Source organism: Terasakiella sp. SH-1 (assembly GCF_004564135.1).
Lineage (GTDB): Bacteria > Pseudomonadota > Alphaproteobacteria > Rhodospirillales > Terasakiellaceae > Terasakiella.
On record NZ_CP038255.1, the window covers coordinates 2740950 to 2766152 of the forward strand.

Here is a 25203-nt window from a genome sequence, read left to right on the forward strand (position 1 = left end):
TACCCGTTTTGATGAAGGTGCGAACCTTTAATCATCAAAACTCAAAGAAGTAACCCTATGCTTCAAAGTAACGAAAGAATCATTAAACATAAAGTCGGACTTCTCAATTTGGCCCGTTCGATTTCATCCAAACCAAAATGGATATAGTACTCGTTCAACATTTGAACGCTGGTACCCATGGCTTTGGCTAAGTTCTCAAGCGCCTGCCCCTTGCGGCGTTGTTCCGTAGCATAGGTGTGCCGGAGACTGTACAGCGTGCGATTACGGTTCTTATAACGAGGATTCTTACGAAGTTTCTTGTGGATCAAGTAATCACGAAACACTGCTTCCATATCTGTCAGCGGCTCGCCCTGCATATCACAGAATACCAAATCGCTCTTTTTTGCCTTATATTCAGGCATGAACACCCGTTTCATATCGTTTAGCTTGTCCAGTGTATCCATGTAGTGGTGCCCCTCCATATAGATCGCACGCCCCTCTTCTGTGTCGATTTTGGAACGTTCAAGGTTCACCGACGTCACTTCCTTGCCCAGATGATTATGGGTTGCAATAAAGTCACCGTAGCGAAGCTGTACGGTCTCTTCACCGGGCCGTACACCAGTCCGATAAATAAAATTCATATAAAAGAACAAAATGGATCGTTTATACTGAGATAGCTTCTTCTGTGATCCAGTCTTCATCTTTGATCAGCAGTTTGTTGATTTCACCATGCTCAAACGGTGGCCTCTTCTTCGGTTTCAGACCTTTGCCTTTTGTACTCAGTGAAGGAATTTGATGTGTGGAGAACTGAACCGATTTGTCCTTGGCCGCTTTCGCGAACACCTTCTTCAAAGAAATATTGTGTTTCAACAATGTTGATTTTGAATATTCCTTACCGTGTTCGCGTTTACAGTAATCATCGAAATCTTCCAGCACATCGCCATCAACTTCGGCTACCGGAATCTCAAATAGCGGGTTATCAACAACAAGCTGCTTGAGGATATTACCGTACTTACGATCATCCGATTGTGCTGCTGCGGTTGCGGATCGCTGAATCAGCTTGTCACTGACATCTTCGGCCAGTTCCGCAAAAGTCTTCTCCCTTTTGCGTACAAACGAACTCTGACCATGCTTTCGAAGCACCTGTTCTTCGGTGAAACGGTCCATAGCGACTGTATATGCTTCTTCGGGGTCTGCCTTTTTGGTGGTGAAAGCCTTCCATTGCTTACCGATTTTCACCCGTGCATACAGTTTTTTTACATTGTCACGTTCATATACAGTGACGTTCCCGCATGGTGAAGTTTTGATAACTCGGTTTGGCATAGGCAATAAAAAAACCGAGCTTAACAAAGGACTTGAGAGTGGTAGCGGTGGCCGGAGTCGAACCGGCACGTCCGTAAGGACAAGGGATTTTGAATCCCTCACGTCTACCAATTCCATCACACCGCCTCGGTGCCCTTCATTAGCTCGGTTATCCCCTTGTAATTCCTCAGGTCACGGTTCGCAAGGTGTTTTTTGCGACCTTGAAACTGTATAGAGAATTCAAGGAGTATATATCCCCTAAAATCAAAGACTTAGAGAATTTAAAACTTAGTTGCGAGGGATATTCCCCTGCGTCTACCAATTCCGCCACGCGGGCTTCGTATTCATAAAGAATTGGTGAGCAGTCGTTTAGCACACACAAAATTACGATGTAAAGTATCTTTGACACATTTTTTTCATCTTTGTCGTCCATAAGTCGTTGTAGCGGCCCCAAGGCACTGTTAAACAGCCTTTCTTTTTGACCTCATTTCAACAGGATTAAATGTTCCGTGCTACAAAGACTTTATGACTGGACTATGGATTTGGCGGCACACCGTCATGCCCTGATACTTTTGGCCCTGATCTCTTTTGCGGAAAGTTCCTTTTTCCCTATTCCGCCAGATATTCTGCTCATCCCGATGGTGTTAGCCGCACGTGAACAAGCCTGGAAAATTGCCTTTGTTTGTACCATTGCTTCGGTTCTAGGGGGGATTGGCGGCTATGGAATCGGTTATGGTTTCTTTGAAATGCTGGGAAAACCCGTTTTAGAATTCTATCATGCCGTTGAAAAGTTCGAAGCCGTCAAGGAACTCTATAACGAACATGGGGTTTTAATTGTCTTTTCCGCCGGTTTCTCCCCGATCCCTTACAAACTTTTCACCATTGCCAGTGGCGTCACCCACATGGATGTGACCTCTTTCACCCTGACATCCCTTGTCGGGCGAGGCTTGCGCTTTTTCCTTGTCGCCGCTCTTTTATGGAAATTCGGCGAACCGATCCGCGAATTTATTGAAAAACATCTGGGTAAGCTGACACTTGGCTTTGTCGCCTTAGTGGCGGGTGGTTTTATCCTGATCAAACTATGGCATTAAGCATGAATTTATTGATACAGCATATTTCCCAAAACCCGAAACTGCCCGGTCTTGCGATTTTCCTGATCTGCATCATTGCGCTGAGTATTGCGTTTTTCGTCGAATATGTTGTCGGAATTGAGCCGTGTATTCTCTGCCTTTATCAGCGAATCCCATATGTTGCGGCAGGCATTTTTGCCCTTTTTGCCATTATCGCCCCCGCTGGCGGCTTTACCCAGCAAGCGGCTTTGGCAGGGTGTGCTGTCGCCTTTATGGCGGGTTCGGGCACTGCATTTTATCATTTTGGTGTAGAAGAACAGTGGTGGGCTGCCAGTTGTAGCGGTGCCCAAGACCTGAACATGAGTCTACAAGACCTTAAAGCCTCCATCATGTCAGAACCGCTCAAACCCTGCGATCAGAAAGACTGGGTTATGTTGGGCTTGTCGATCACCGTCTACAACACCATCGGCAGTTTGTTTTTAGCAATTGGCAGCTTTACGAGCCTGCATATCATCCGTAAACTAAAAGAACATTCCCTTAACCAATAAAGAGAAGATGTGATGACCAGCCCTAAAGGACGCATGCCCGGCGATCTCAACCATGACCAAATGGTGGACCGCATGATCCGTGTTGATCAGGCCGGAGAATACGGTGCCGTGCGGATTTATAAAGGTCAACTTGCCGTTCTGGGTAAAGGGGATAAAAAAGAACTGCTGGACCATATGCTGGATCAGGAAGAAGTGCATCTGGATACCTTCAATAAAATGGCCCGTCAGCGCCGGGTGCGCCCCACCATCTTGACGCCTATCTGGCATGCCGCAGGGTTTGCACTGGGCGCAGGAACGGCCCTGATGGGTGAAAAAGCGGCTATGGCCTGCACTGTTGCCGTAGAAGAAACCATTGACCAACATTATGCCGACCAAATTGAAGAGCTGGGCGATTCTGAACCTGAACTCAAAGAAACCTTTGCCAAATTCCGCGAAGAAGAGCTGGAACACCGGGATATCGGATATGAACATGGTGCAGAACAGGCACCCGGCTATGGCCTGTTAACCAAAGCCATCAAGTCTGGTTCAAAAGTCGCTATTTGGATTTCAGAAAGATTTTAAATTGCATCAAATTCAATAATATTCAACCATTATTGTATTTAACCATGCTAAATCGGAAAAATATGGTATATTTCGGAAACTAAAAACCAAATACCATATTGCCGTGATCGACACATTTATCAAATTTGAAAGTCGTAATGTCCTGACAGAACCTCTGCTCAGCGGCAGTTATGACTATAAGCTCGTCCTTGCTTCCATCTCTCTGGCGATTCTAGCTTCTTACGCCACCTTTGGAATTTCCAAACGCATTCAGGGAACCGACTACGCCAAAAGCAAAACTGTCTGGTATTTGGCGGGCGCTGTCGTGATGGGGGGCGGCATCTGGGCCATGCATTTTGTCGGCATGCTGGCCTTTCATCTGGAAGTTCCGGTGGCCTACGACATTACCTTGACCATTATTTCCATCCTTCCGGCGATTTTGGCAAGTTTTGTCACCCTGCGTACCCTCAGTACAAAAACGTTTAAACCTGCCAAGCTCTTTTATAGCGGGCTGATGATGGGGGCAGGCATTGGTCTAATGCATTATATGGGCATGGCTGCCATGCTGATGGATGCAGCAATTTATTATGACCCGAAACTTTTCACAGCTTCAATCTTCGTTGCGGTTATCTTGGCTATTCTGGCCTTATCTTCCCACCATTTCCTTGAACAGGCAAGTTTTTGCAACCTTGCCAAAAGACGTACGATTGTCAGCGCAATCTTTATGGGGCTTGCCATTTCGGGCATGCATTATACGGCCATGTCTGCAGCTCATTTTTACCCGGACAAATGCGATGTCCCTATTGAAGAGGCCATGGATGCCACCTTACTTGGGGTTATCGTCTCACTTGGTTCCCTCATGCTGACCTCCATGGCAATTTCATCCACATTGGCGGGCTATTATTTCCAGTCCATGACACGGCTGAATAAGGAAAAAAACCGCCTCAAGGAAATGCGCATCCAACAGATCAAGCTGTCACAGGCGATGGAACAAAGCCCCTATTCCGTTATGATTACCGGCCTGGATGGCCTTATTGAATATGTCAATCCCAGCTTTCTGGAACTCACCGGATACACAGAGGAAGAAGTCATCGGACGCACGCCCAAATTTCTTCAAACCGGTTATACCCAGCCAACCGATTATCAGGAACTGTGGCAACGCCTGACCAATGGGTATGACTGGTATGGGGAATTTTTAAATAAGAAAAAAGATGGCAGCTTGTACTGGGAAAGCGCTTTCATCAGCCCAGTAAAAGATGATGATGGCAAGACGATCAATTATATCGCCATTAAAGAAAACATCACCGATAAGAAACAAACCGAAGAAGAACTGAAAGAAGCCACAGCTCAAGCCAAAAAGACAGCACAAGAAGAACGCCTTCTTGAACAACTCTTGCGCTTAACCGTGACAGACCTGCCCATGGCCGCATACCTGAAAGCCTCTGTTGACCTGTTGCTTAAGGAAATGCCCCTGTTTCGTGTTCAGCAAAAAGGCGTCATCTTTTTGGCTGACCCAACAACAGAGACCCTGCACCTCACCTACGCCAAAGGTGTGAATGAAGACCTCAAAACCATTTGCCAGCAAGTTGCTTACGGCCATTGCCTGTGTGGAAAGGTTGCCCAATCCAAAAAAGAAATGGTTTGCCTGCATGTGGATGAACGCCACGATAACCATCCCAAAGGCATGGTGGAACACGGCCATTTCACCCTACCCCTGATGGATAATGATGTCCTGTTGGGGGTGCTCACCATGTATCTGCACCCCGATACTGACGTCAATCTGCACGAACATAATTTCCTCATGCGTATCGGTGATGTCCTCAGCATCGGGATTGAACGGCGCCACGCCCAAAATGAATTGATTGAAGCCAAGGAAGCTGCAGAAAAAGCAGCAGAAGCCAAATCCCAGTTTCTGGCGACCATGAGCCACGAAATCCGTACACCGTTAAACGGCATTATCGGCATGACCGCCCTGTTGATGGACACCGGATTAAATGATGAACAAAACAGCATCACCCATACCATTCACGAATCCGGTGATATTTTGCTCAACGTCATTAACGATGTACTGGATTTTTCCAAGCTGGATGCCGGACAAATGGATATCGAAAAGATTCCCTTTAACCTGACAGACCTCTGTAACAGCGTATGCAGAATGCTGGAATTCAAAGCCAGTGAAGCCCAGATCGTTCTTGAAAGAGATTATGAAAAATCCCCACAGAATTATCTGGGGGACAGCGGGCGTATTTCACAAATTCTGTTAAATTTAATGGGCAATGCCCTGAAATTCACCCAAGAAGGTCATGTCCGCTTAAAAGTCTATCAAACTGGTGAAAAAGATCTGATGCGCTTTGAAATCCATGATGATGGGATTGGTATCCCCCATCACAAACAAGACGGATTGTTTGACAGCTTCACGCAGGTTGATGCCTCCACCTCACGCAAATATGGTGGCACCGGGCTTGGCTTGGCTATTTGTAAAAAACTCACCCAAGCCTTAAACGGAACAATCGGTGTCATCAGTGAAGAGGGTAAAGGGAGCCTGTTCTGGTTTGAAATCCCCCTACCCATACATACTAAACCAGAAAAAAAAGAAACTAAGGCACCTCAGGATAAGGTCACACAGCCTCTGCATGCCTTACATATTTTGGTGGCTGAAGATAATCTGATCAATCAGAAGGTTGCCAAAGGCTATCTGGAAAAGCTCGGACACCGGGTTGAACTGGCCCATAACGGAAAAGAAGCCGTCGACAAATACCGGAGCTGTGAATATGAGCTGATTTTCATGGACATGCAGATGCCGGAAATGGACGGGATCGAAGCCACTCGTCATATCCGTGAGCTAAACCTCTATGAAAAAGAAACGCCAATTATCGCCCTGACCGCCAACGCCAGCCGTCAGGATGAAGAAGCTTGCCTGAAAGCTGGCATGAACGATTTCCTAACCAAACCGATGACAGTGGATAAATTACAACAAATCCTGTCCTCCCATTTTAGGGCCTAAACTCATAAAATAAAAACGCCCCTTCGCAGATGGGAGGTTTGCGAAGGGGCGTTTTCGGCCGGGACATCCTCAAGAAAGAGAATGTCAACCTTGGGAGGCTATCTACAGCTTTTTTAAGACGAATGTGCCAGCTTGGAATGATCAGAAACATTCAAGTGCAATTGTTTAAAGACCCAGGCACCCATGCTACCAAAAAAGCTCCAAGCTGCTTCAGAACGCAAACGGTGAGCGCGCTGCATGGCAACCTTAATATCGCGTTGTGTGATGGGAGCTGCTTCTAAAATCATATATTCTTTGTTCATGGATCTTCTCCTACATTATTTCTGTTTCGGCTTTGCTTACCGTGTTGAGAAGAATGTATTTCTTTTCCCATTAAATGATAATATGGTATTTTGTCACACCACTTATGAATTTTAGGAATAAATAAAATGAGCAAAGAAAGCCAAATGCATATTTTTGCTCAGGCCGTGAAAGAGGGCAGCTTTTCATCTGCAGCCCGCCATCTTCACCTGACCCCCTCAGCTGTCAGCAAACAGATCAGCGCCCTTGAAGATCGTTTGGGCGTGCGTTTACTTAACCGCACCACTCGCAAGCTTAACCTGACAGAAGCCGGGGCACGTTACCTTGAACATTGTCAGCGTATTCTCAATGATATTGAAAATGCGGAAAGTGAAGTGGGCGGCATGCGCGATGCCCCGCGTGGCATTTTGCGCGTCAACGCCCCTGTGGTCATGGGTGCACGCCGCATTGCGCCTTTGCTGGTGGAATTTCAGGAACGCTACCCCGAAGTTGAGGTCGAAATGAACTTGACCGATACCCGCGTTGACTTGCTCGATACCAATGATGATGTCGCCTTGCGTATTGGTGAAGAACTTTACGATTCTTCCATGATTGCGCGTAAAATCTGTAAATTACGCCGCATTGTTTATGCCTCTCCCCTGTATCTGGAAAAGTTTGGGGAGCCCCAAAAACCGGAAGAACTCTTAAACCATAACTGTATCACATATAACGAACCCGATTACCTAAATGACTGGCCCTTTATTAATTGTCCGGGACAAAAGCTCTTGCGCATAAAAGGCAGCTTCATCAGCAATAATGGTGAGGCACACCATTATGCCGCCCTACAAGGTCTTGGCATCGCCCGCCTTGCGACTCTGCTGGCCGGTGAGAAAATCAAAAATGGAGAATTGGTCGAAATTTTACGTGATTTTGAACCACCTTCCCGACTTTATTTCTGGGCCATGTATCCGCAAAACCGCTACGTCGCCCCTAAACTTCGTGTTTTTATTGATTACCTGTTGGAAAAACTCAGCCCCATCCCCCCATGGGACCAGTATGAATGAAGGCAACTTAAGAGGCACAGTTAAACCAGGCGTCATGCACCACAACCGCCTGGCGTTGCTTTGGCTGCGCAGCCAGAAAACTGTAAATAGCCGTGACTCTCGGTAGGGCGGGTATGCGTCCAGAGCGTGGTTTTTCTTCAGGAAAAGACATAGCCAAAACAGCACCTGTGCCATAGTGGTTATATAACTTTTTAGATTCCCTTCCCTGGCTTGCATCACGTTCAAGCCTCTTGATCAAGACATCAAAAGACATCTCCACATCCTCAGGGCCATATCCCCGTATCTTTTCCCTTACCTCAGAAGGGACATGCACATCATAGCCACCCATCCGATACGATCACTCATTTTCTGTTTTCGTAGCGGATAAAATTTCATTTATGAGTTCATCCGGTAAGACTGTTTCCGTATCTAGGTCTTCAAAACCATAACACATTTCCAGAATGCGCTGATGATAGACCTTGTTTAAGACGCGTGAGACATAACGCTCTGGTATTCTGAAAAGTTGCGCAATGACATCATCGGGAATTTCTGTCCCGGCCCCGCGATAACAGACAAAGGCATGGCGATAATAGAGAGGGAACAACACTTCAACAGCGGCCATCTCCGCCAGTTCTTCATTGTTCAACGCACGATGAAGGTCCTCATCAAAAATCAAACGGGAAAATTCCGCACTTAACCCCAAGGCAAGGCTGGTCAATTCTTTCGCATCAGTGATCCGACTTTGCGCATCATCCAGCAGAATATGCATCAACTCCTTACACGCCGTAAAACGTCGCCAACAAATATTCTGATTTGCATTAATGTGAATTTTCGCAATCGTTTTTTGCGTTTCCCCGCGCAAGACACGTTCATACATGCCGCGCACCCCTTTCACCTGATGGGGGGGAACTGGGGAATTTTCAGAAACCTCGTGGTGATTAGCCAAAGCAGGGGTGATAATGATCTCGATATCATCAATGGCACAATGTTTGCGCACCGCCTGCAAAACGCGATTGATCCCAATCGGCTCACGTATAAAGGGTACACCTAAAGAATCGTGTACATCCTGAAGCAATATTTCAAGTTGATCAAAAAGCACGTCTGACCTTGGCTAATTATTTGTCTTCACGGACATAGGGCTTCAATTTCTCAATCCAGTCGCCTAAATCAACGGGATCAATATCATTGGGAAATTCCTTCAAAATGGGAACATCGCCATTTCGCGCAGCTTCAGATGCAGCAATTACCTTATCAAGGATAACACCAGGCGCTATTGTTTTATCATCACCCAGAAAAAGTTTGATATCCTGAACAGTCTCTTTTTCTGAATTAAACAGCTCTTCAAGTTTACCCATTTGGTTCTTTGCCATCAGTTCTTCCAATTCGTTCGGACATCCACTTAAGTCAGAGACAACTCAAGGTCAAGGAATTTATCAATACGCGACCCAAAATAGAATCATTTCGTTGATTCTATTTTCCGCCGTTTTTGAGATAGAGTCAACTTTTTAATTCTATTTTAAGGCGCATTCAGCTAGGAAAGATCAGCACTTTCCCACTCTCTAAGCCATTTATATGAACCTTACACACGCAATGATTAAAAAAAGTTTACCCACTTCCCTCAAAATGATCGACACCCCCTCCCCTAACTTTGACAAACGCCCGATAGACCTTCCTGTTGATATACTGATTCTTCATTACACTGGTATGAAAACAGGCCGCGAAGCACTGGAACGTATGCGCGACCCTGGCGCAGAAGTCAGCGCCCATTATATGATTGAAGAAGACGGGCGTATTTTCCAACTGGTTAAGGAAGCAGATCGCGCCTGGCATGCCGGTGTCGCCTTCTGGCGTGGGCACAGCAACATCAATGCTCGCTCCATCGGTATTGAGATCGTTAACCCCGGCCATGAATGGGGCTATCGCGCTTTCCCGGAAGCCCAACTCACAAGCGTAATTAACTTATGCCAGGACATTTTAAGCCGCCATCCTATCGAAGCACGCAACATCATTGGACATAGCGACATTGCCCCCACGCGCAAAACAGACCCCGGCGAACTTTTCCCCTGGCAACGACTAGCAGAAAACGGCATTGGCCTTTGGCCCTTTGAAGGTGACGTCACACCAGCAAGCTTAAGCCAGTTTGGTTATGATACCTCAAACTGGGAGGCGGCTTTAAGCGCATTTAATCGCCATTTTCGTCCGGAAACCTTTCAAACATCTTGACCCTTAAGCCAATCAGGCTTAAGCAAACCTCTATCAGGTGGCCGGATGATCGCTCTTTTGTATGGTAACGTCTTAAGGGAGGAAAGTCCGGGCTTCATGGATATACGGTGCCGGATAACGTCCGGCGAGGGTGACCTTAGGGAAAGTGCCACAGAAAGAAAACCGCCATGATCCGTCATGGCAAGGGTGAAAGGGTGCGGTAAGAGCGCACCGCTGGCTTAGCAATAAGCCGGGCATGGTAAACCCCACCGGAAGCAAGACCAAATAGGGATGGACGGCGGATTAAACGGGCCGCAAATGCATATTCACATTACTATCCGGGTGTGTCGCGCGAGGCATTTGGCAACAAATGTCCCAGACGAATGATCATCTATCCTGCACATGCAGGGGGACAGAACCCGGCTTACAGGCCACCTGACCTTCCTTTTCCATGATAATTTTTTGAGAATTATTGATGCAATTGTATTAAAATAAGTATTTAATATAAAACTAGGGTCAGGACCTATTAGTTTACTGAGTTTGGCGGAGCTAGAAATAAAGGTGGATTAGGCATAAAACTCGCCGCAGTGCCTTCCACTGCAAGAGTTTTATAACACGAGCCACCTTTATTTCTAGCCCGTCCCTTCGGGATTTGTAGAAAATGACGCAAAGGCCACGTCAATGACTTTTGAAAGAGAATACTCTTCCTGCAAGTCATTTCCTTGCCTTGCGACATTTTTTACAAACCAAACACAATAAATTAATAGGTCCTGACCCTAACAATTCCAATTAATTACAAGAGCAGATCACCGCCATGTTCCCCACCAATATCGGCAACCAGCTGTTCCTCAACATCCAAGGGCAAGGTCCTGCCTTGATTTTACTGCACAGTTGGTGTGGCTCCCATCTGGAATGGGCAAAGCTTATGCCTGAACTGACCAAGCATTTCACAGTTTATGCCTGGGATGCGCGTGGACATGGCCGCTCTCAATTGACATCAAAGCCGCCTTACACGCTGGAACATATGGCCGATGACCTGCACGATCTCATCACCGAACAAAATATCAAAAAGCCGATGATTTTGGGTCATTCCATGGGATGTTTCGTTCTATGGAAATATATTGAGAAATACGGCTCAGATAACATTGCCAAAATCGGCTTGCTTGACCAATCCCCAAAACTTGTCACAGATGATACGTGGGAACTGGGGATTTACGGCCGTTTTAACGAACGCGACAACAAAATCTTCATCTATTCCATGACCGAAGATTTCAGCGAATGCGTCCTTAAGCTGGCTGCGTTTGGAAATAACCTGACAACCCGCAAAAAATATGCAGAAAACACAAAAGGGATCAAAGCCACACGCAACTTGCTAAAAGCGTATGACCCCAAACCACTGATCGAAATCTGGAAAGAACTGACCGCACAGGATTTTCGCGGATTGCTCAGTCAGCTAACCATGCCTGCTCTGTTGATCTATGGGGGGAAAAGCAACTATTATGGCCGTTCAACAGCCCAATATGTTGCCGACGAAATCCCCAACAGCACCCTTCATATCTATGAGGATGCGGACCATTCTCCGCACCTCAAACAGCCAGACCGTTTTATTGACGATCTCCTGACATTCTATAAAGCATAAAAAGGGAGAAAGACTGCCCTACTGTGCCGTCCAGCCCCCGTCCAGCGTTAATGTCGTTCCCGTCATCTGACTGGCTGCATCAGAACAAAGATAGACAGCCGTTTCGCCCAGCTGCTGGGGCGTCACGAACTCTTTTGACGGCTGTTTTTCAGAAAGAAGGTCGCGTGCTTCTTCTTCGATGGTTCGCCCAGATTTTTCTGCCCGCATGACAATCTGGTCTTCCACCAACGGCGTTCGCACCCACCCCGGACAGATTGTATTGGCTGTAATACCTGTTTCAGCCGTTTCCAGCGCACATACTTTTGTCAAACCGATCAGGCCATGCTTACTGGCAACATAGGCAGATTTATTAATCGAAGCCACCTGACCATGGACCGAAGACACATTAATCACCCGCCCCCAATTGCGCACCTTCATATCCGGCAAGGCTAAACGCATCACATGGAAAGCAGCCGTTAGGTTCAACGATAAAAGCAAGTTCCATTTTACCGGATCAAAATCTTCAATCGGGGAGACATGCTGCATCCCGGCATTATTCACAACAATATCAACCGGGCCAATCTTTGCTTTGGTCTCAGCCATCATATGTTCGATTTCGTCCTGTTTGGATAAATCTGCGGCTTGAAAAAGAACCTGACCAGAGCCCAGTTTATCCAAAATGGCACAAATTTCGTCACTCTTTTCATTCTGCTTGCGGCCATTCACAACCACATTACAGTTTTGTTCCGCCAATGAGGTTGCGATCCCCAAACCAATACCGCTGGTTGAACCCGTTACAACTGCTGTTTTCCCTGAAAGCATCCGCCTGTCTCCCTGAATGAATTTTGTTTGATAATCGAACAATTACTTTTCAAGGTCAAGCCTGATGAAATTCATTTTTGACTTTTTGACAATTTTTTTCAAAAACAAAGGAAGTTATTGATCTCATTTGCTTTTCAATAAGAAACCCAAACTATTCTAAAGCATCAAACCCTATATTTTGAGTTAAGATAACCATCACACCCTATATATTGATCAGCCCATATACCGCAAGCCCTTATGCCCTGCGACTTTCCCATGATTATCCATTGACCTCCCATTAAATCCCATGGTATCCCATACTATCCCATTGAATAGTAGGGACGCCCCATTTATCAGCAACGGCCATTGCTGAGAACAGGCATCCATCACTTGGCAAAGTCATAGCGACAGGTGAACTATTGTTCAATGAGATGGTTAGGAACGTTTCACACATTTAAGGCATAAGCCACCATGGCACTGTTTGTCGGAAGGCATCTAAATAAAATAGATAAAAAGGGACGCACCTCCGTTCCCAAGCCTTTTCGCGCGTCTTTTGAGACACAATCCTTTCGCGGGATGTATGCCTATCCTTCCTTTAAATTCCCCGCGATTGCAGCATGTGATGAAACTTTTATGACCCAACTGTGCGACAGCCTGAGTGCAGAAACCGACTTTTTCTCTGACGATCAGGATGATCTTGCCACTGTTATTCTGGAAAATGCCAACCAGCTTAGTTTCGATACCGAAGGACGCGTCATTATTCCCCAAGATCTTTTGGATCATGCCGGGATTACTGACCAGGCCCTGTTTGTCGGACGCGGCCGGGAGATTTTTATCTGGGAACCGACAGCCTACGAAACCCATGCCAAAGAAGCCTTTAACCGGGCAAAAGCGGCAAAACGGACCTTAAAACTACATGTGAAGGGAGACGGCTCATGAGTGGTCACATCCCTGTTTTATTAAATGAAATCGTTGAGGTGATTAACCCAAAAGACGGTGATGTCATTATCGACGGCACATTCGGAGGCGGCGGTTACACCAAAGCCATCCTTGATGCAGCAGACTGTCGGGTTTTGGGCATTGACCGGGACCCCGATGCCATAGACAGGGGCAATAGCTTGTCGCAGACGCTCGATAATCGGCTGCAAATGTTTGAGGGCTGCTATGGCGACATGGCGGCCCTTGTGAATCAAAAGGTGAACGCCGTCGTTCTGGATATAGGTGTCTCTTCCTTTCAGATTGATCAGGCTGATCGTGGTTTTTCTTTCCGCGAAGACGGCCCACTGGATATGCGCATGGCCCAAAGTGGGGAAAGTGCCGCAGATGTGGTCAATACCTACGATGAAAAAGAACTGGCCAATATCATTTATAAATATGGTGAAGAGCGCCATTCGCGCCGTGTTGCCAAAGCGATTATTGAAGCACGCCGCGAAGAAAAAATCACCACAACAGGCCAGCTTGCCAAGATTGTGCGATCTGTTGTGCGCCAAGCCAAAGATAAGATTGATCCAGCCACCCGTACCTTTCAGGGCCTGCGCATCTATGTAAATGATGAATTGGGTGAACTGGAGCGTGGCTTGGCCGCAGCAGAAGAATTGTTGCTCCCCGGTGGGCGCCTTGTGGTCGTCACTTTCCATTCACTGGAAGACCGCATTGTGAAGCAATTCTTCAAGCAACGCAGTGGCGGCAATGCACGCACCAACCGTTACATGCCCGATGGCGGTGATCAAGGCCCACAGGCGACTTTTAAGATTATCAACCGCAAACCCATTGCGCCCAGTGATGAGGAATGCCGTGAAAACCCGCGTGCACGTTCTTCCAAGCTACGTGCAGGCTTGCGCACCGATGTTGAAAAATGGACAGGAGAAGCCAAATGACACGCCTGACCATTGGCCTGACCGTTTTCCTCGCCATCGTTTTAGCCATCGGTGTATTCCGCATCACCTATCAGGTGGATGCACTGGAAAAAGAACTCAAGGCCCTGAACAAAGAAATCCTGCAAGAACAGGAAACCATCCATATCCTGAAAGCGGAATGGAGCTATCTCAACGATCCGAACCGTTTGGAAGATTTGGCAAAACGCTACCTCGGCCTGGAAGAAATGCGCGGCGAACAGCTGATCAACATGGATATGTTTGACAAGCAGCTTTTGCCGACAAACCCCAATGTGCAACCAACAAAGGCAGGGCAATAGGGGCATGGAACTTCGAGGGGCAAGAGAAAAACAACTGCGCAATCGCCGTGCAATTGAAACCGGGCACAACCGCACCTTGGTGGCCGGGGCGATTTTTGCTGTTCTGTTTCTTGTTCTGGCTGGGCGCGTTGTGGACCTTTCCCTGCTGCATGGTTCGCGCGAGCCCAAACTGGTTCACAGCCCAGACAGTGAAAATGTCGATGCGGTCCGGGCCAATATTGTGGATCGCAATGGGGCCTTGCTCGCGACATCCCTGCCCACAGACTCTTTGATTGTTGACTCAAAAGCCTTTCTGGCCGCAGGCGAAGACCCGACCCAGGCCGCCCTGAAGCTGGCCCGCATCCTGCCGGAACTCAGCATTGGCAAGACGGTTAAGAAACTGGCTTCAGGCAAACGGTTTGACTATCTGGTCCGCACGCTGACGCCGAACCAGAAACATCAGGTCAACCAGTTGGGCATTCCGGGGCTGGATTATCAACGTGAAGAACGCCGCACCTACCCTCACGGCCCGTTGCTGGCCCATGTGCTTGGATATACGGACGTGGATGGCCGGGGCATTGCCGGGATAGAAAAAAGCTTCAATCACCAGCTTCTCAGCCCCGGTGGGAATATTGAGCTGTCTTTGGATGTGCGCGTTCAGTCTGTTATGCGCACAGCCTTGCAAGATGCCATTGATGAATTCAAGGCCATTGGCGGGGCCGGTGTGGTGATGGATATTCACACAGGCGAACTGCTATCCATGGTGTCCTTACCGGATTTTGACCCAAACAAAACCAATACATTAAAGGATAACACCAGCTTCAACCGTGCCTCCAAGGGCGTATATGAAATGGGGTCGATTTTCAAACTCTTTAACACAGCCATGGCCCTTGATAGCGGAGTTGTCAATCTGAACGACAGCTTTGATGCGACCAAACCATTAAAAGTCGGGCGTTTCCAAATTCGTGATTTCCATGCCAAGAAGCGCCGCTTAAGTGTACCGGAAATTCTTGTCTTTTCCTCCAATATTGGTTCTGCCCAAATTGCACTGGAAGCCGGAACCTCCATGCAACGTGATTATCTGGGACGTTTCGGCTTGCTCAATGCCTCGTCCCTTGAAATCCCCGAAGTCGGTGCCCCGCTTTATCCTGCCACATGGCGCAAGGCCAACACCATGACCATTGCTTATGGGCACGGCATCGCCATTACCCCACTGCAACTGACCAGTGCCGTGGCATCTGTTGCCAATGGCGGTCTGTTGCACCAGCCAACCTTGCTTAAAGTGAAAAACGATTATGTCCCTCAGGGCCAGCGCGTCATTTCACAGGCAACGTCTGATCACATGCGCAAATTGATGCGTCTGGTGGTTTTGCAAGGCTCCGGCAAAAAAGCGAATTCCAAATTCTATCGTGTAGGCGGTAAAACCGGAACGGCCGACAAACAGCAAAACGGTACCTATAACCGCCGATCACGCATTTCTTCCTTTGCTGGCGTCTTCCCCATGGAAAACCCACGCTATGCGGTCTTGGCCATGGTTGATGAACCGGTTGGCAACAAAAAGACTTTTGGTTACGCCACCGCAGGCTGGGTTGCAGCCCCGGTGATTAAAAAAGTGGTGGACCGCATCGGCCCCATGCTGGGCCTGCAGCCGTCTTCTGTTGAAGAGGATCAATACAAACCAGGGGACCCCCTGTTTATTCGGGTGAAAGGATAAGACCATGACACTGTTACAAGACCTTATCCCCGAGCTGGAAGAAAATATGGAAATCACCGGCATTACGGTTGATTCCCGTAAAGTCGAACCCGGCTATCTGTTTGCCGCCCTGCCCGGCACGCAGGTTGATGGGCGCAAATTCATCCCCCAAGCTATTGAAAAAGGCGCACGGGTGATTTTGGTGGAACGCGACGCAGGCGAGATGGAACCTGTTGAGGGTGTTTTGTTTGTCTATGATAAAAACCCCCGTATGCGCTTTGCCGATATCGCGGCGAATTTCTATGACAAACAACCAAAAATGACGGCTGCTGTCACCGGGACAAATGGCAAAAGCTCTGTCGTGACCTTTGTGCGCCAGTTGTGGACCCTGCTGGGGCACAAGGCTGCAAGTGTTGGTACATTGGGGGTAAGCGCACCGGGGCTGGATATCTCCGGTGGGTTAACAACACCAGACCCGGCGGGCCTGCATGAACGCCTCAATGAAATTACAGAACTCGGTGTAACCCACCTTGCTATGGAAGCTTCCAGCCACGGGCTGGATCAGCACCGTATGGACGGGGTGAATATTCGTATTGCCGCCTTTACTAATCTCAGCCGGGATCATCTGGATTATCATGCCGATATGGCAGAATATCTTGCCGCGAAAAAACGCTTGTTTGAAGAACTGCTGCGCCCCGGTGGCAAGGCCGTGTTAAATGCAGACGCCCCTGAATATGACGAACTCGTTGATAGCTTGGACGGATACAGCCAAAAAGTCATTTCTTATGGCAAAGCCGGTGACACCATTACCCTGAAACAGGCTGAACCTTGCCTTGAAGGCCAAAAGATCACGCTTTTGATTGACGAAACGAACTATAATCTAACCTTGCCATTGGCAGGCTATTTTCAGGTGGAAAATGCCCTGTGTGCGCTTGGTGTTGTTCTGGCCTCCGGTCACAGCGCAGACGCAACGGTTCCCTTGCTTGAAAAGCTGGAAGGGGTACCGGGTCGTATGGAACATATGGGTCGTGGCGTTTATGTGGATTATGCCCATACACCGGATGCGTTAGAAACCGTGCTCAAGGCCCTGCGCCCCCATACAAATGGTAAACTGGCTGTTCTGTTTGGCTGCGGTGGGGATCGTGATCGGGGCAAACGCCCTGAAATGGGCCGGATTGCGGCTGAACAAGCTGATGTCCTCTATGTCACAGATGATAACCCACGCAGTGAAGACCCAACTGACATTCGCCGTGAAATCATGACGGCGTGTCCCACTGCTAATGAAATTGGGGATCGTCAAGAGGCGATTGACACGGCCATCAATGCCCTGTCTGACGGGGATGTTCTGCTCATTGCTGGCAAGGGGCATGAAACAGGTCAAATTGTTGGCGATCAGGTTTTACCCTTTGATGATCGAGCCCAGGCACAGGAGGTTCTCAATGGCTGATATCCTCTGGAGCGCAGCAGAAGCCGCCAAGGCGACAGACGGCACACCGTTTGGTGATTGGGAATGTCGCGGCATTTCCATTGACAGCCGTAACATTGAAAAAGGCGATCTATTCATTGCTATCAAAGGTCCGAGCTTTGACGGTCATAAGTTTGTGCGCACAGCCCTGAAAGCTGGCGCCAGTGCAGCCATTGTGTCGCAAATCCCGCAAGACTGCCGGGAAGATGAAAATCTGTTGCTGGTCAAAGACACCACCAAAGCCCTGGAAGATCTGGGTCACGCATCCCGGGCACGTACCAAGGCCAAAATCGTTGCCGTCACAGGCAGTGTTGGCAAAACCGGGGTGAAAGAAGCCCTTGCCAGCACGCTTTCCAATCAAGGCAAGACCCATGCGACCATTGGCAATTTAAACAATCATTTCGGCCTGCCCCTGACACTGGCGCGCATGCCCCGTGACTGTGAGTTTGCCGTTTTGGAACTGGGCATGAACCACGCAGGCGAGCTGACTGAACTGTCAAACATGGCAAAACCGCATGTGGCCGTGATTACCACCATTGCCCCGGCCCATCTGGAACATTTCAACAGTGTTGGCGATATTGCCGACGCCAAATGCGAAATTTTCGCCGGACTGGAAGTTGCCGGTACAGCCATCTTGAATGCCGATAATGAATTTTACGCCCGCATGAAAAACAGCGCGGTGACACAAGGGGTGAAAAACATCACCACCTTTGGTCAGGAAAATGGCGACTTCACCGCCCTGTCCTCAACACCAAACGAAAATGGACGCGGGACTGAGATTGAAGCTGATCTTAAGGGCCAAAAACTGGCCTACCGTATTGCCCATAACGGATCACACTGGATCACCAACAGTTTAGCTATTCTGGCCTGCATTGATGCCATCGGGGGCGATCTAGAACAAGCCGGGCGTGATCTGGGCGAACTCGGCCAGCTTAAAGGGCGCGGGGCAGAACATTGTGTTGATCTTTCTACTGGGTCCATCCGCGTGATTGATGAAAGCTATAACGCCAATGATGCCTCCATGCGTGCTGCCCTTGAGGTTTTGAGCCATCAAAAAGGGCGCAAAATCGCTGTTCTTGGCGATATGCTGGAACTTGGCCCTGATGAGGTCATGACACACCGTCATTTGCAGGACGCCGTTGACGAAATTGATCTGGTTTTTACCTGCGGCCCCTTAATGAAAAACCTGCATGATGCCCTGCCTGCCCCAAAGCGCGGTGCCCATGCCTCAAATGCCGAAGAGCTTGCCCCACTGGTGGTTCAAACTGTCCAAGCCGGTGATGTCATCAGCATTAAAAGTTCACGGGGATCACGCACCGATCTGGTGCTGGATGCCCTTTTAGCCTTGCAACCGAATGGAACGTGAGAAAAAAGAGTAAAAAACATGTTATATCACCTCCTCTTTCCATTGGCCGATCAAATCCCGGTCTTCAACCTGTTTCGCTATCTGACCTTCAGAACAGGCGGCGCAGTCATGACGGCCATGGTCATCGCCTTTATTATCGGCCCCTCCATGATCCGCTGGTTGCGTCAATGGCAAGGCCAAGGCCAGCCGATCCGCGATGATGGCCCGGAAAGCCATTTGAAAAAGCAAGGCACCCCGACCATGGGCGGGATCATGATCTTATCCTCCATGTCGGTTTCTGTTCTGTTATGGGCGGATCTGTCCAATCCTTACATCTGGGCGGTAATGTTGGTGACACTGGGCTATGGCGCCATTGGTTTTCTGGATGACTATCTAAAAGTTTCCAAGAAAAACACCAAGGGGCTTTCGGGAAAGCTGAAACTCTTGGGTCAACTAGGCTTTGCCGGGGTTGCGGCCTTTATCATTGCCAGTGTGCAGCCTGAAAGCCTGAACACCCACCTCGCCCTACCGTTTTTTAAAGATACGCTGATCAATCTGGGCTGGTTTTTCCCGGTCTTTGGCATTTTGGTCATGATCGGGTCTTCCAATGCGGTCAACCTGACCGATGGTCTGGACGGTCTGGCCACGGTTCCGGTGATTATTGCATCAGGTGTCTTTGCCATTATCGCTTATCTTGTCGGTCACTTTGTCTTTGCTGAATATCTGCAAATCCACCACGTACCGGGGGCCGGGGAACTGGCGGTTATTTTGGCCGCAGTCATCGGGGGCTGTATTGGTTTTCTCTGGTTTAATGCCCCGCCAGCCATGGTGTTTATGGGCGATACGGGTTCTTTGGCCTTGGGCGGGACATTGGGGTCCATCGCCGTTGTGGTTAAACACGAACTGGTTCTCGCCATCGTTGGTGGCCTGTTTGTGTTGGAAACCGTATCTGTGATTGTGCAGGTGGCGTCTTTCAAGCTGACAGGCAAGCGTGTCTTTAAGATGGCCCCGCTGCATCACCATTATGAGAAAAAAGGCTGGGCGGAACCCACCATTGTTATTCGTTTCTGGATCATTGCCTTGATTTTGGCCCTGATCGGTCTGGCAACCTTAAAGCTGCGTTAAGGGGAACAGAGACGTGATCACACCATCCACATATAAAGGCAAAACAGTCGCCGTTCTGGGCTTGGGTAAATCCGGCCTTTCCGCCATGCGTGCCCTTAAGGACGCAGGGGCAAATGTGTTGGCATGGGATGATCAGGCTGAACGTGATGACCTTACAGACCTCAGTGAAGCAGACTGGAGCACCATTGATCTGCTGGTGATGAGCCCCGGTATCCCACACACCTTCCCCAAGGCACATCCTGTTGCTGATCTGGCCTGTGCCCATGATGTGCCGATTGTCTGTGATGTGGAACTGCTGGTTCAATCCTGCCCCAATGCAAAATATATTGCCATTACCGGCACCAATGGTAAATCCACCACCACCACCCTGATCGCCCATATTCTGGAAGTTGCCGGTTTTGATGTGGAAGTCGGTGGTAATCTCGGCACGCCTGCGCTTGATCTGGAAAAACTGGATGAAGATGGCGTTTATGTGCTGGAACTATCCTCTTATCAGTTAGAGCGCACCCCCTCACTTTGCGCCGATGTGGCTGTGTGGCTGAATATTAGCCCCGACCACCTTGATCGCCACGGCGGTCTAGACGGCTATATCGCAGCGAAGAAAAATATTTTCGCCCACCAAACAGAGGATCATTTTGCCCTGATCGGTGTGGATGATGAACATAGCAAGGCTGTGTTTGAAACAACCAACCTGACAAACGCCAAACGCATTGCGATATCGGCCAAAGCCCCTGTTGAAGACGGGATTTTCACCGATGAAGACGTGCTGATCGACGAAGCCTTCAGTCTTGAGGGTGAACAGGTCATGGATTTGTCCGGGGTTAAGACCTTACAAGGCAAACATAACCAACAAAATGCCGCCATGGCCTATGGCGCAGCCCTTGCCATTGGCGCAGCCCCTGAATGGATTGTTCGTGGCATTGCCAGCTTCCCAGGACTGGAACACCGCCAGGAAATCGTTGGCAATGTTGGCGAGGTGTTATTTATCAATGACAGTAAAGCCACCAATGCAGATGCCACCCAAAAAGCTCTAGGCGCTTATGACAATATCTATTGGATTGCGGGCGGTCAGGCTAAAGAAGGCGGTATTGACCAACTGCTGGACCAATTGCAAACCGTTACAAAAGCCTACCTTATCGGAGCGGCAGAAGATGACTTTGCCCAAAGCCTGAACGATACCAAGGAATTTATGCGCTGTGGCGATCTGGAAACAGCAACCAAAGCCGCCTTTATGGATGCCAAACAAACAGGCGGTGTTGTCCTGTTGTCACCGGCCTGTGCCTCCTGGGATCAATTTAAAAGTTTCGAAGCACGCGGCGATGCCTTTAAGGCCATTGTCCATCAGCTTCAAGATGAAGAGGAGGCTACCTGATGCTGACCTTTTCACGTGTTGATACCAGCCTGATGGCAAGATGGTGGTGGACAATTGATCGCTGGCTTCTAACCTCAGTTCTGTTAATCATTGCCTGCGGGGCCATCCTGACTTTGGCTGCCAGCCCCCCTGTGGCTGCACGCCTTGATCTGGGTACCTATCATTTTGCCATTCGCCAATTTGCCTATCTACCCTTGGCGATCATAACCATGATCGGGGTTTCCTTAATGGACCCGGTGATGGTACGCCGCTTTGCGACCTTAACCTTTGCCGTCTTTTTGGTCCTTACCCTTAGTACTCATTTCATCGGTACAGAGATCAAAGGTGCATCTCGCTGGATTTCTCTGGGTGTTTTCACCTTGCAACCCTCAGAATTCCTGAAGCCCACCTTTGCCGTGGTTGCCGCCTGGATGTTTTCTGAATGGCGCAAGGACATTAAATTCCCTGGTCATTTCATCTGTACGGGCCTGTTTGTTTTGGTCGCCGGCCTGCTGGTCACTCAACCAGACTTCGGCATGACAGCGGTGGTTTCCGCCGTGTGGGGCATGCAATTCTTCCTGGCGGGACTACCCGTTGTCTTCGTCGTACTGGTGGCTGTGATCTTTATGGCCGGGTCGATCATCGCCTATTTCACCGTTGATCATGTCACCAGCCGGGTGGACCGTTTTCTTGATCCGGCCAATGGTGATAATTATCAGATCAACCGTTCGCTGGAAGCTTTTCAAAACGGAGGGCTCTTTGGCCAAGGACCGGGCGAAGGCGATGTCAAACATGTACTGCCGGATGCCCATACCGATTTTATCTTTGCCGTTGCCGGGGAAGAATTCGGCCTGATTGCCTGCCTATTCATTATCGGCCTGTTCGCCACAGTGGTTTTGCGTGGCTTTTCCCGCATGTTTAAAGAGGATAACCTGTTTGTCCTGTTAGCCGTTGGCGGGCTGGTCACACAATTTGGCCTGCAGGCCGTGATTAACATGGCATCCACTACACATCTGATGCCGACCAAGGGCATGACCCTGCCGTTTATCTCTTATGGCGGTTCATCCCTGCTGTCCTTGGCTTTAGCAATGGGCATGCTGCTGTCCCTAACCCGTCGTCGCGCCGGAGGAGATTTATGAGCGAGATGAAACCCTTAATCATTCTGGCCGCAGGCGGCACAGGCGGGCATGTCTTCCCCGCAGAAAGTCTGGCAAGTGAATTGCTCAGCCGTGGCTATCGCCTTGCCCTTTTTACCGATAAACGCGGCGGGACCTACAGTGGTGTCTTGGGCGAGCTGGAAACCCTGCGCATTTCTGCAGGCGGTGTCGCGGGTCGCGGGTTCTTTGGCAAGGTTCGTTCCGCTCTTTCCCTTGGTCTTGGAACATTCCAAGCCAAACGCCTGCTTGGGAAAATGGGGCCAAGTGTAGTGGTTGGTTTTGGCGGCTATGCCTCTGTCCCCACCATGATTGCAGCTTCCCTTGGGGGGTATGCCTCCATGATCCATGAACAAAACGCCGTTCTGGGTCGGGCCAACCGTTTGCTCGCACCCAAGGTGAAGCGCATCTGCACATCCTTTGAACAAGTCGACCATATCGGTGAAGTTGATGCAAAGAAAATTGTCTTCACCGGCATGCCCGTGCGCCAAAATATCATTGAAATGCGTCCTACCCCCTACACCCCGTTAACCGATAACGATCCAATTGAAATACTGGTCCTAGGGGGATCTCAAGGTGCACAGGTCTTTAGTGATGTGCTGCCCGAAGCCTTTGCCAAACTCCCCCCTGCACTTCGCGCACGCCTGCATATCACCCAGCAGTGTCGCCCCGAAGTTTTGGAAGATACACGCGAAGCCTACAAACGTAATGGTATGAATGCCACACTGGACAGTTTCTTCAACGATGTGCCCCAGCGTCTGGCGAAAGCCCATTTACTGATCGCACGTTCAGGGGCATCGACCTGTGCCGAAGTAACAACCATCGGCCGCCCGTCCATCTTGGTGCCTTACCCTTATGCCATTGATGACCATCAGTCACGCAATGCACATGCCATTGATGAAGCAGGGGCGGGCTGGCTCATGCCACAAGAAGCCTTTACAGCAGACATTCTGGCTGAACGTCTGGAAGCCCTGTTTACTGAACCCCAAACCCTAAACAACACAGCTGGCGCCAGCCTGAATGCCGGGCGCCCTGATGCCGCGTCCCGTCTGGCTGATGCGGTTGAAGAATTAATCGAGGTTTAAGAGAGTATCCCATGAAGTCTTTACCCCTTTCCATTGGCACCCTTCATTTCGTCGGTATCGGCGGGATCGGTATGAGTGGTATTGCCGAAATTCTCCATAACCTTGGCTATTCTGTTCAAGGTAGTGATCTGAATGACAATGCCAATGTGCAGCGTTTGCGCGATCTTGGCATCAAGGTCTTTGTGGGTCATGCCGAAGAAAACGCCACCGATGCGCAGGTCGTCGTAATTTCTTCTGCGGTCAAGCCCGATAACCCCGAAGTGATCTTTGCGCGTCATAATCATATTCCGGTGGTACGCCGTGCGGAAATGCTGGCAGAACTCATGCGCCTGAAAGCCTCTATCGCTGTGGGTGGGACACATGGAAAAACAACAACCACAACCATCATCGCCACCTTGTTAGACGCCGCTGAAATGGACCCAACGGTCATTAACGGTGGGATCATCAATGCATACGGGACAAACGCAAGGTTAGGCGATGGCGACTGGCTGGTGGCCGAAGCTGATGAGTCTGACGGGACTTTCATCAAACTGCCAGCGGCCTGTGCCGTTGTGACCAATATCGACCCGGAACACCTTGATCACTATGGTGATTTTGACACGCTACGTGCCGCTTTCGATACCTTTGTGCAGAACATTCCCTTTTATGGTTTTGCCGCCCTGTGCATTGATCATGCTGAAGTTCAAGCCATGATCCCACGTGTCTCTGATCGCCGCATCGTGACTTATGGCTATTCTCCACAGGCCGAAGTACGTGCCCAAAATGTGGATATGGGTGCCGACGGGGCGCGTTTTGATATTGTGATTAACCGCCGTGGTGAAGAGGAACGTGTCATCGAAGGTCTGCACTTCCCCATGCTGGGTGAACATAATGTGAAAAACTCACTGGCGGCCATTTGTGTTGGTTTGGAACTGGGCATGAGTGATGCCACCATCCGCAAAGGTCTTTCTGCCTTTGGTGGGGTGAAACGTCGCTTTACAAAAACTGGCGAAGTTGATGGCATCACTATCATTGATGATTATGCCCACCACCCGGTTGAAATTTCCTCTGTTCTGTCTGCTGCACGTGGCGCAGGCCGAGGCAAGGTTCACGCCGTGGTTCAGCCACATCGCTATACCCGCCTGCGTGACTTGTTTGAAGAATTCTCCACCTGTTTTAACGATGCCGATACCGTGATCGTTGCCGATGTGTTTGAAGCAGGTGAACAGCCCATTGAAGGCATTGATAAGGATAATCTAGCTGAAAGCCTGATTTCCCACGGGCATCGCCATGTCATCGCCCTTGAAAATCAAGATGCCTTAGCTGGTGTGATCAACGACATCGCCAGCCCCGGTGATTATGTGGTCTGCTGTGGGGCAGGCAGTATTTCAGCCTGGGCTTACGCCCTGCCCGATCAACTGAGCAAAGTTAAAGAAGGATAAGTGAC

25 protein-coding genes, 1 tRNA gene and 1 other RNA gene are annotated in these 25203 nt (G+C 49.2%); 19 read left to right on the forward strand and 8 right to left on the reverse strand.

The window, feature by feature from the left end; translation table 11 throughout:
- Positions 1-62 precede the first annotated feature (62 nt).
- From E4K71_RS12840 to E4K71_RS12850, 3 genes are all read right to left on the reverse strand, one after another.
- A complete protein-coding gene (locus E4K71_RS12840) occupies positions 63-620 on the reverse strand; it encodes a site-specific integrase (RefSeq protein WP_167730527.1) in 558 nt (185 codons plus the stop codon).
- Positions 621-642: 22 nt separating this feature from the next.
- Positions 643-1218: a phage integrase SAM-like domain-containing protein gene (locus E4K71_RS12845; RefSeq protein WP_167730530.1), complete on the reverse strand. Its 576-nt coding sequence runs from the start codon at positions 1216-1218 to the stop codon at positions 643-645.
- Positions 1219-1341: 123 nt separating this feature from the next.
- Positions 1342-1428, reverse strand: a tRNA-Leu gene (locus E4K71_RS12850).
- Between the two features lie 362 nt (positions 1429-1790).
- On the opposite strand from E4K71_RS12850, the gene E4K71_RS12855 reads away from it, so the two are divergent.
- From E4K71_RS12855 to E4K71_RS12870, 4 genes are all read left to right on the forward strand, one after another.
- Complete coding sequence (locus tag E4K71_RS12855; protein ID WP_135080178.1) at positions 1791-2372, forward strand: YqaA family protein; 582 nt, start codon at positions 1791-1793, stop codon at positions 2370-2372.
- A gap of 2 nt (positions 2373-2374) precedes the next feature.
- Positions 2375-2899, forward strand: a complete 525-nt coding sequence (locus tag E4K71_RS12860) for a disulfide bond formation protein B (RefSeq protein WP_167730532.1) — start codon at positions 2375-2377, stop codon at positions 2897-2899.
- A 12-nt stretch (positions 2900-2911) separates the two neighbouring features.
- Positions 2912-3460 carry a demethoxyubiquinone hydroxylase family protein gene (locus E4K71_RS12865; RefSeq protein WP_135080182.1) on the forward strand — a complete coding sequence of 183 codons (549 nt, stop codon included), beginning with the start codon at positions 2912-2914 and terminating at the stop codon, positions 3458-3460.
- A 103-nt stretch (positions 3461-3563) separates the two neighbouring features.
- Positions 3564-6443, forward strand: a complete 2880-nt coding sequence (locus tag E4K71_RS12870; protein ID WP_135080184.1) for an MHYT domain-containing protein — start codon at positions 3564-3566, stop codon at positions 6441-6443.
- A gap of 113 nt (positions 6444-6556) precedes the next feature.
- Here E4K71_RS12870 and E4K71_RS12875 read toward each other — a convergent pair whose 3' ends face one another.
- Positions 6557-6745 (reverse strand): hypothetical protein, encoded by a 189-nt coding sequence (locus E4K71_RS12875; RefSeq protein ID WP_135080186.1) that lies wholly within the window; start codon positions 6743-6745, stop codon positions 6557-6559.
- 126 nt (positions 6746-6871) lie between these two features.
- On the opposite strand from E4K71_RS12875, the gene E4K71_RS12880 reads away from it, so the two are divergent.
- Positions 6872-7786 carry a LysR family transcriptional regulator gene (locus E4K71_RS12880; RefSeq protein ID WP_135080188.1) on the forward strand — a complete coding sequence of 305 codons (915 nt, stop codon included), beginning with the start codon at positions 6872-6874 and terminating at the stop codon, positions 7784-7786.
- Between the two features lie 7 nt (positions 7787-7793).
- Here the strand turns inward: E4K71_RS12880 and E4K71_RS12885 are convergent, their stop codons facing one another.
- From E4K71_RS12885 to E4K71_RS12895, 3 genes are read right to left on the reverse strand one after another with little or no spacing between them, the layout of a single operon-like run.
- Positions 7794-8114: a hypothetical protein gene (locus E4K71_RS12885; RefSeq protein WP_135080190.1), complete on the reverse strand. Its 321-nt coding sequence runs from the start codon at positions 8112-8114 to the stop codon at positions 7794-7796.
- Between the two features lie 9 nt (positions 8115-8123).
- Positions 8124-8864 (reverse strand): hypothetical protein, encoded by a 741-nt coding sequence (locus E4K71_RS12890; protein ID WP_135080192.1) that lies wholly within the window; start codon positions 8862-8864, stop codon positions 8124-8126.
- 16 nt (positions 8865-8880) lie between these two features.
- Positions 8881-9135 (reverse strand): hypothetical protein, encoded by a 255-nt coding sequence (locus tag E4K71_RS12895; protein ID WP_135080194.1) that lies wholly within the window; start codon positions 9133-9135, stop codon positions 8881-8883.
- 334 nt (positions 9136-9469) lie between these two features.
- Between E4K71_RS12895 and E4K71_RS12900 the strand changes: the two genes are divergently transcribed.
- From E4K71_RS12900 to E4K71_RS12910, 3 genes are all read left to right on the forward strand, one after another.
- The gene (locus E4K71_RS12900; protein WP_346504501.1) at positions 9470-9988 is read left to right on the forward strand and encodes an N-acetylmuramoyl-L-alanine amidase; all 519 of its coding nucleotides are present in this window, start codon (positions 9470-9472) and stop codon (positions 9986-9988) included.
- A gap of 33 nt (positions 9989-10021) precedes the next feature.
- An RNA gene (gene rnpB / locus E4K71_RS12905) (RNase P RNA component class A) lies at positions 10022-10410 on the forward strand.
- Between the two features lie 371 nt (positions 10411-10781).
- Positions 10782-11606, forward strand: coding sequence for an alpha/beta hydrolase (locus tag E4K71_RS12910; RefSeq protein WP_135080196.1), 825 nt, complete (start codon positions 10782-10784; stop codon positions 11604-11606).
- Between the two features lie 18 nt (positions 11607-11624).
- Here the strand turns inward: E4K71_RS12910 and E4K71_RS12915 are convergent, their stop codons facing one another.
- The gene (locus E4K71_RS12915; protein ID WP_135080198.1) at positions 11625-12407 is read right to left on the reverse strand and encodes a 3-hydroxybutyrate dehydrogenase; all 783 of its coding nucleotides are present in this window, start codon (positions 12405-12407) and stop codon (positions 11625-11627) included.
- A 450-nt stretch (positions 12408-12857) separates the two neighbouring features.
- On the opposite strand from E4K71_RS12915, the gene E4K71_RS12920 reads away from it, so the two are divergent.
- The 11 genes from E4K71_RS12920 to murC are packed head-to-tail and all read left to right on the forward strand — an operon-like array spanning position 12858 to position 25198.
- A complete protein-coding gene (locus E4K71_RS12920) occupies positions 12858-13325 on the forward strand; it encodes a division/cell wall cluster transcriptional repressor MraZ (protein WP_135080200.1) in 468 nt (155 codons plus the stop codon).
- Entirely contained in the window at positions 13322-14263 is a 942-nt protein-coding gene (gene rsmH, locus E4K71_RS12925) for a 16S rRNA (cytosine(1402)-N(4))-methyltransferase RsmH (RefSeq protein WP_135080202.1), read from the forward strand. Before E4K71_RS12920 ends, rsmH begins: the two co-directional genes overlap by 4 nt.
- Positions 14260-14580 carry a cell division protein FtsL gene (locus E4K71_RS12930; RefSeq protein WP_167730534.1) on the forward strand — a complete coding sequence of 107 codons (321 nt, stop codon included), beginning with the start codon at positions 14260-14262 and terminating at the stop codon, positions 14578-14580. The genes rsmH and E4K71_RS12930 overlap by 4 nt, the downstream gene beginning before the upstream one ends.
- 4 nt (positions 14581-14584) lie before the next feature.
- Positions 14585-16273: a penicillin-binding protein 2 gene (locus tag E4K71_RS12935; protein ID WP_135080206.1), complete on the forward strand. Its 1689-nt coding sequence runs from the start codon at positions 14585-14587 to the stop codon at positions 16271-16273.
- A gap of 4 nt (positions 16274-16277) precedes the next feature.
- Positions 16278-17699 carry a UDP-N-acetylmuramoyl-L-alanyl-D-glutamate--2,6-diaminopimelate ligase gene (locus E4K71_RS12940; RefSeq protein ID WP_135080208.1) on the forward strand — a complete coding sequence of 474 codons (1422 nt, stop codon included), beginning with the start codon at positions 16278-16280 and terminating at the stop codon, positions 17697-17699.
- The gene (gene murF / locus E4K71_RS12945; protein ID WP_135080210.1) at positions 17692-19083 is read left to right on the forward strand and encodes a UDP-N-acetylmuramoyl-tripeptide--D-alanyl-D-alanine ligase; all 1392 of its coding nucleotides are present in this window, start codon (positions 17692-17694) and stop codon (positions 19081-19083) included. The genes E4K71_RS12940 and murF overlap by 8 nt, the downstream gene beginning before the upstream one ends.
- 18 nt (positions 19084-19101) lie before the next feature.
- Positions 19102-20187, forward strand: coding sequence for a phospho-N-acetylmuramoyl-pentapeptide-transferase (mraY, locus tag E4K71_RS12950; RefSeq protein ID WP_135080212.1), 1086 nt, complete (start codon positions 19102-19104; stop codon positions 20185-20187).
- Between the two features lie 13 nt (positions 20188-20200).
- Positions 20201-21559 (forward strand): UDP-N-acetylmuramoyl-L-alanine--D-glutamate ligase, encoded by a 1359-nt coding sequence (gene murD, locus E4K71_RS12955; RefSeq protein WP_135080213.1) that lies wholly within the window; start codon positions 20201-20203, stop codon positions 21557-21559.
- The gene (gene ftsW / locus E4K71_RS12960) at positions 21559-22677 is read left to right on the forward strand and encodes a putative lipid II flippase FtsW (protein ID WP_135080215.1); all 1119 of its coding nucleotides are present in this window, start codon (positions 21559-21561) and stop codon (positions 22675-22677) included. The genes murD and ftsW overlap by 1 nt, the downstream gene beginning before the upstream one ends.
- A complete protein-coding gene (gene murG / locus E4K71_RS12965; protein WP_135080217.1) occupies positions 22674-23777 on the forward strand; it encodes an undecaprenyldiphospho-muramoylpentapeptide beta-N-acetylglucosaminyltransferase in 1104 nt (367 codons plus the stop codon). The genes ftsW and murG overlap by 4 nt, the downstream gene beginning before the upstream one ends.
- Before the next feature lie 11 nt (positions 23778-23788).
- A complete protein-coding gene (gene murC, locus E4K71_RS12970) occupies positions 23789-25198 on the forward strand; it encodes a UDP-N-acetylmuramate--L-alanine ligase (RefSeq protein WP_135080219.1) in 1410 nt (469 codons plus the stop codon).
- The last annotated feature ends 5 nt before the right edge of the window (positions 25199-25203 follow it).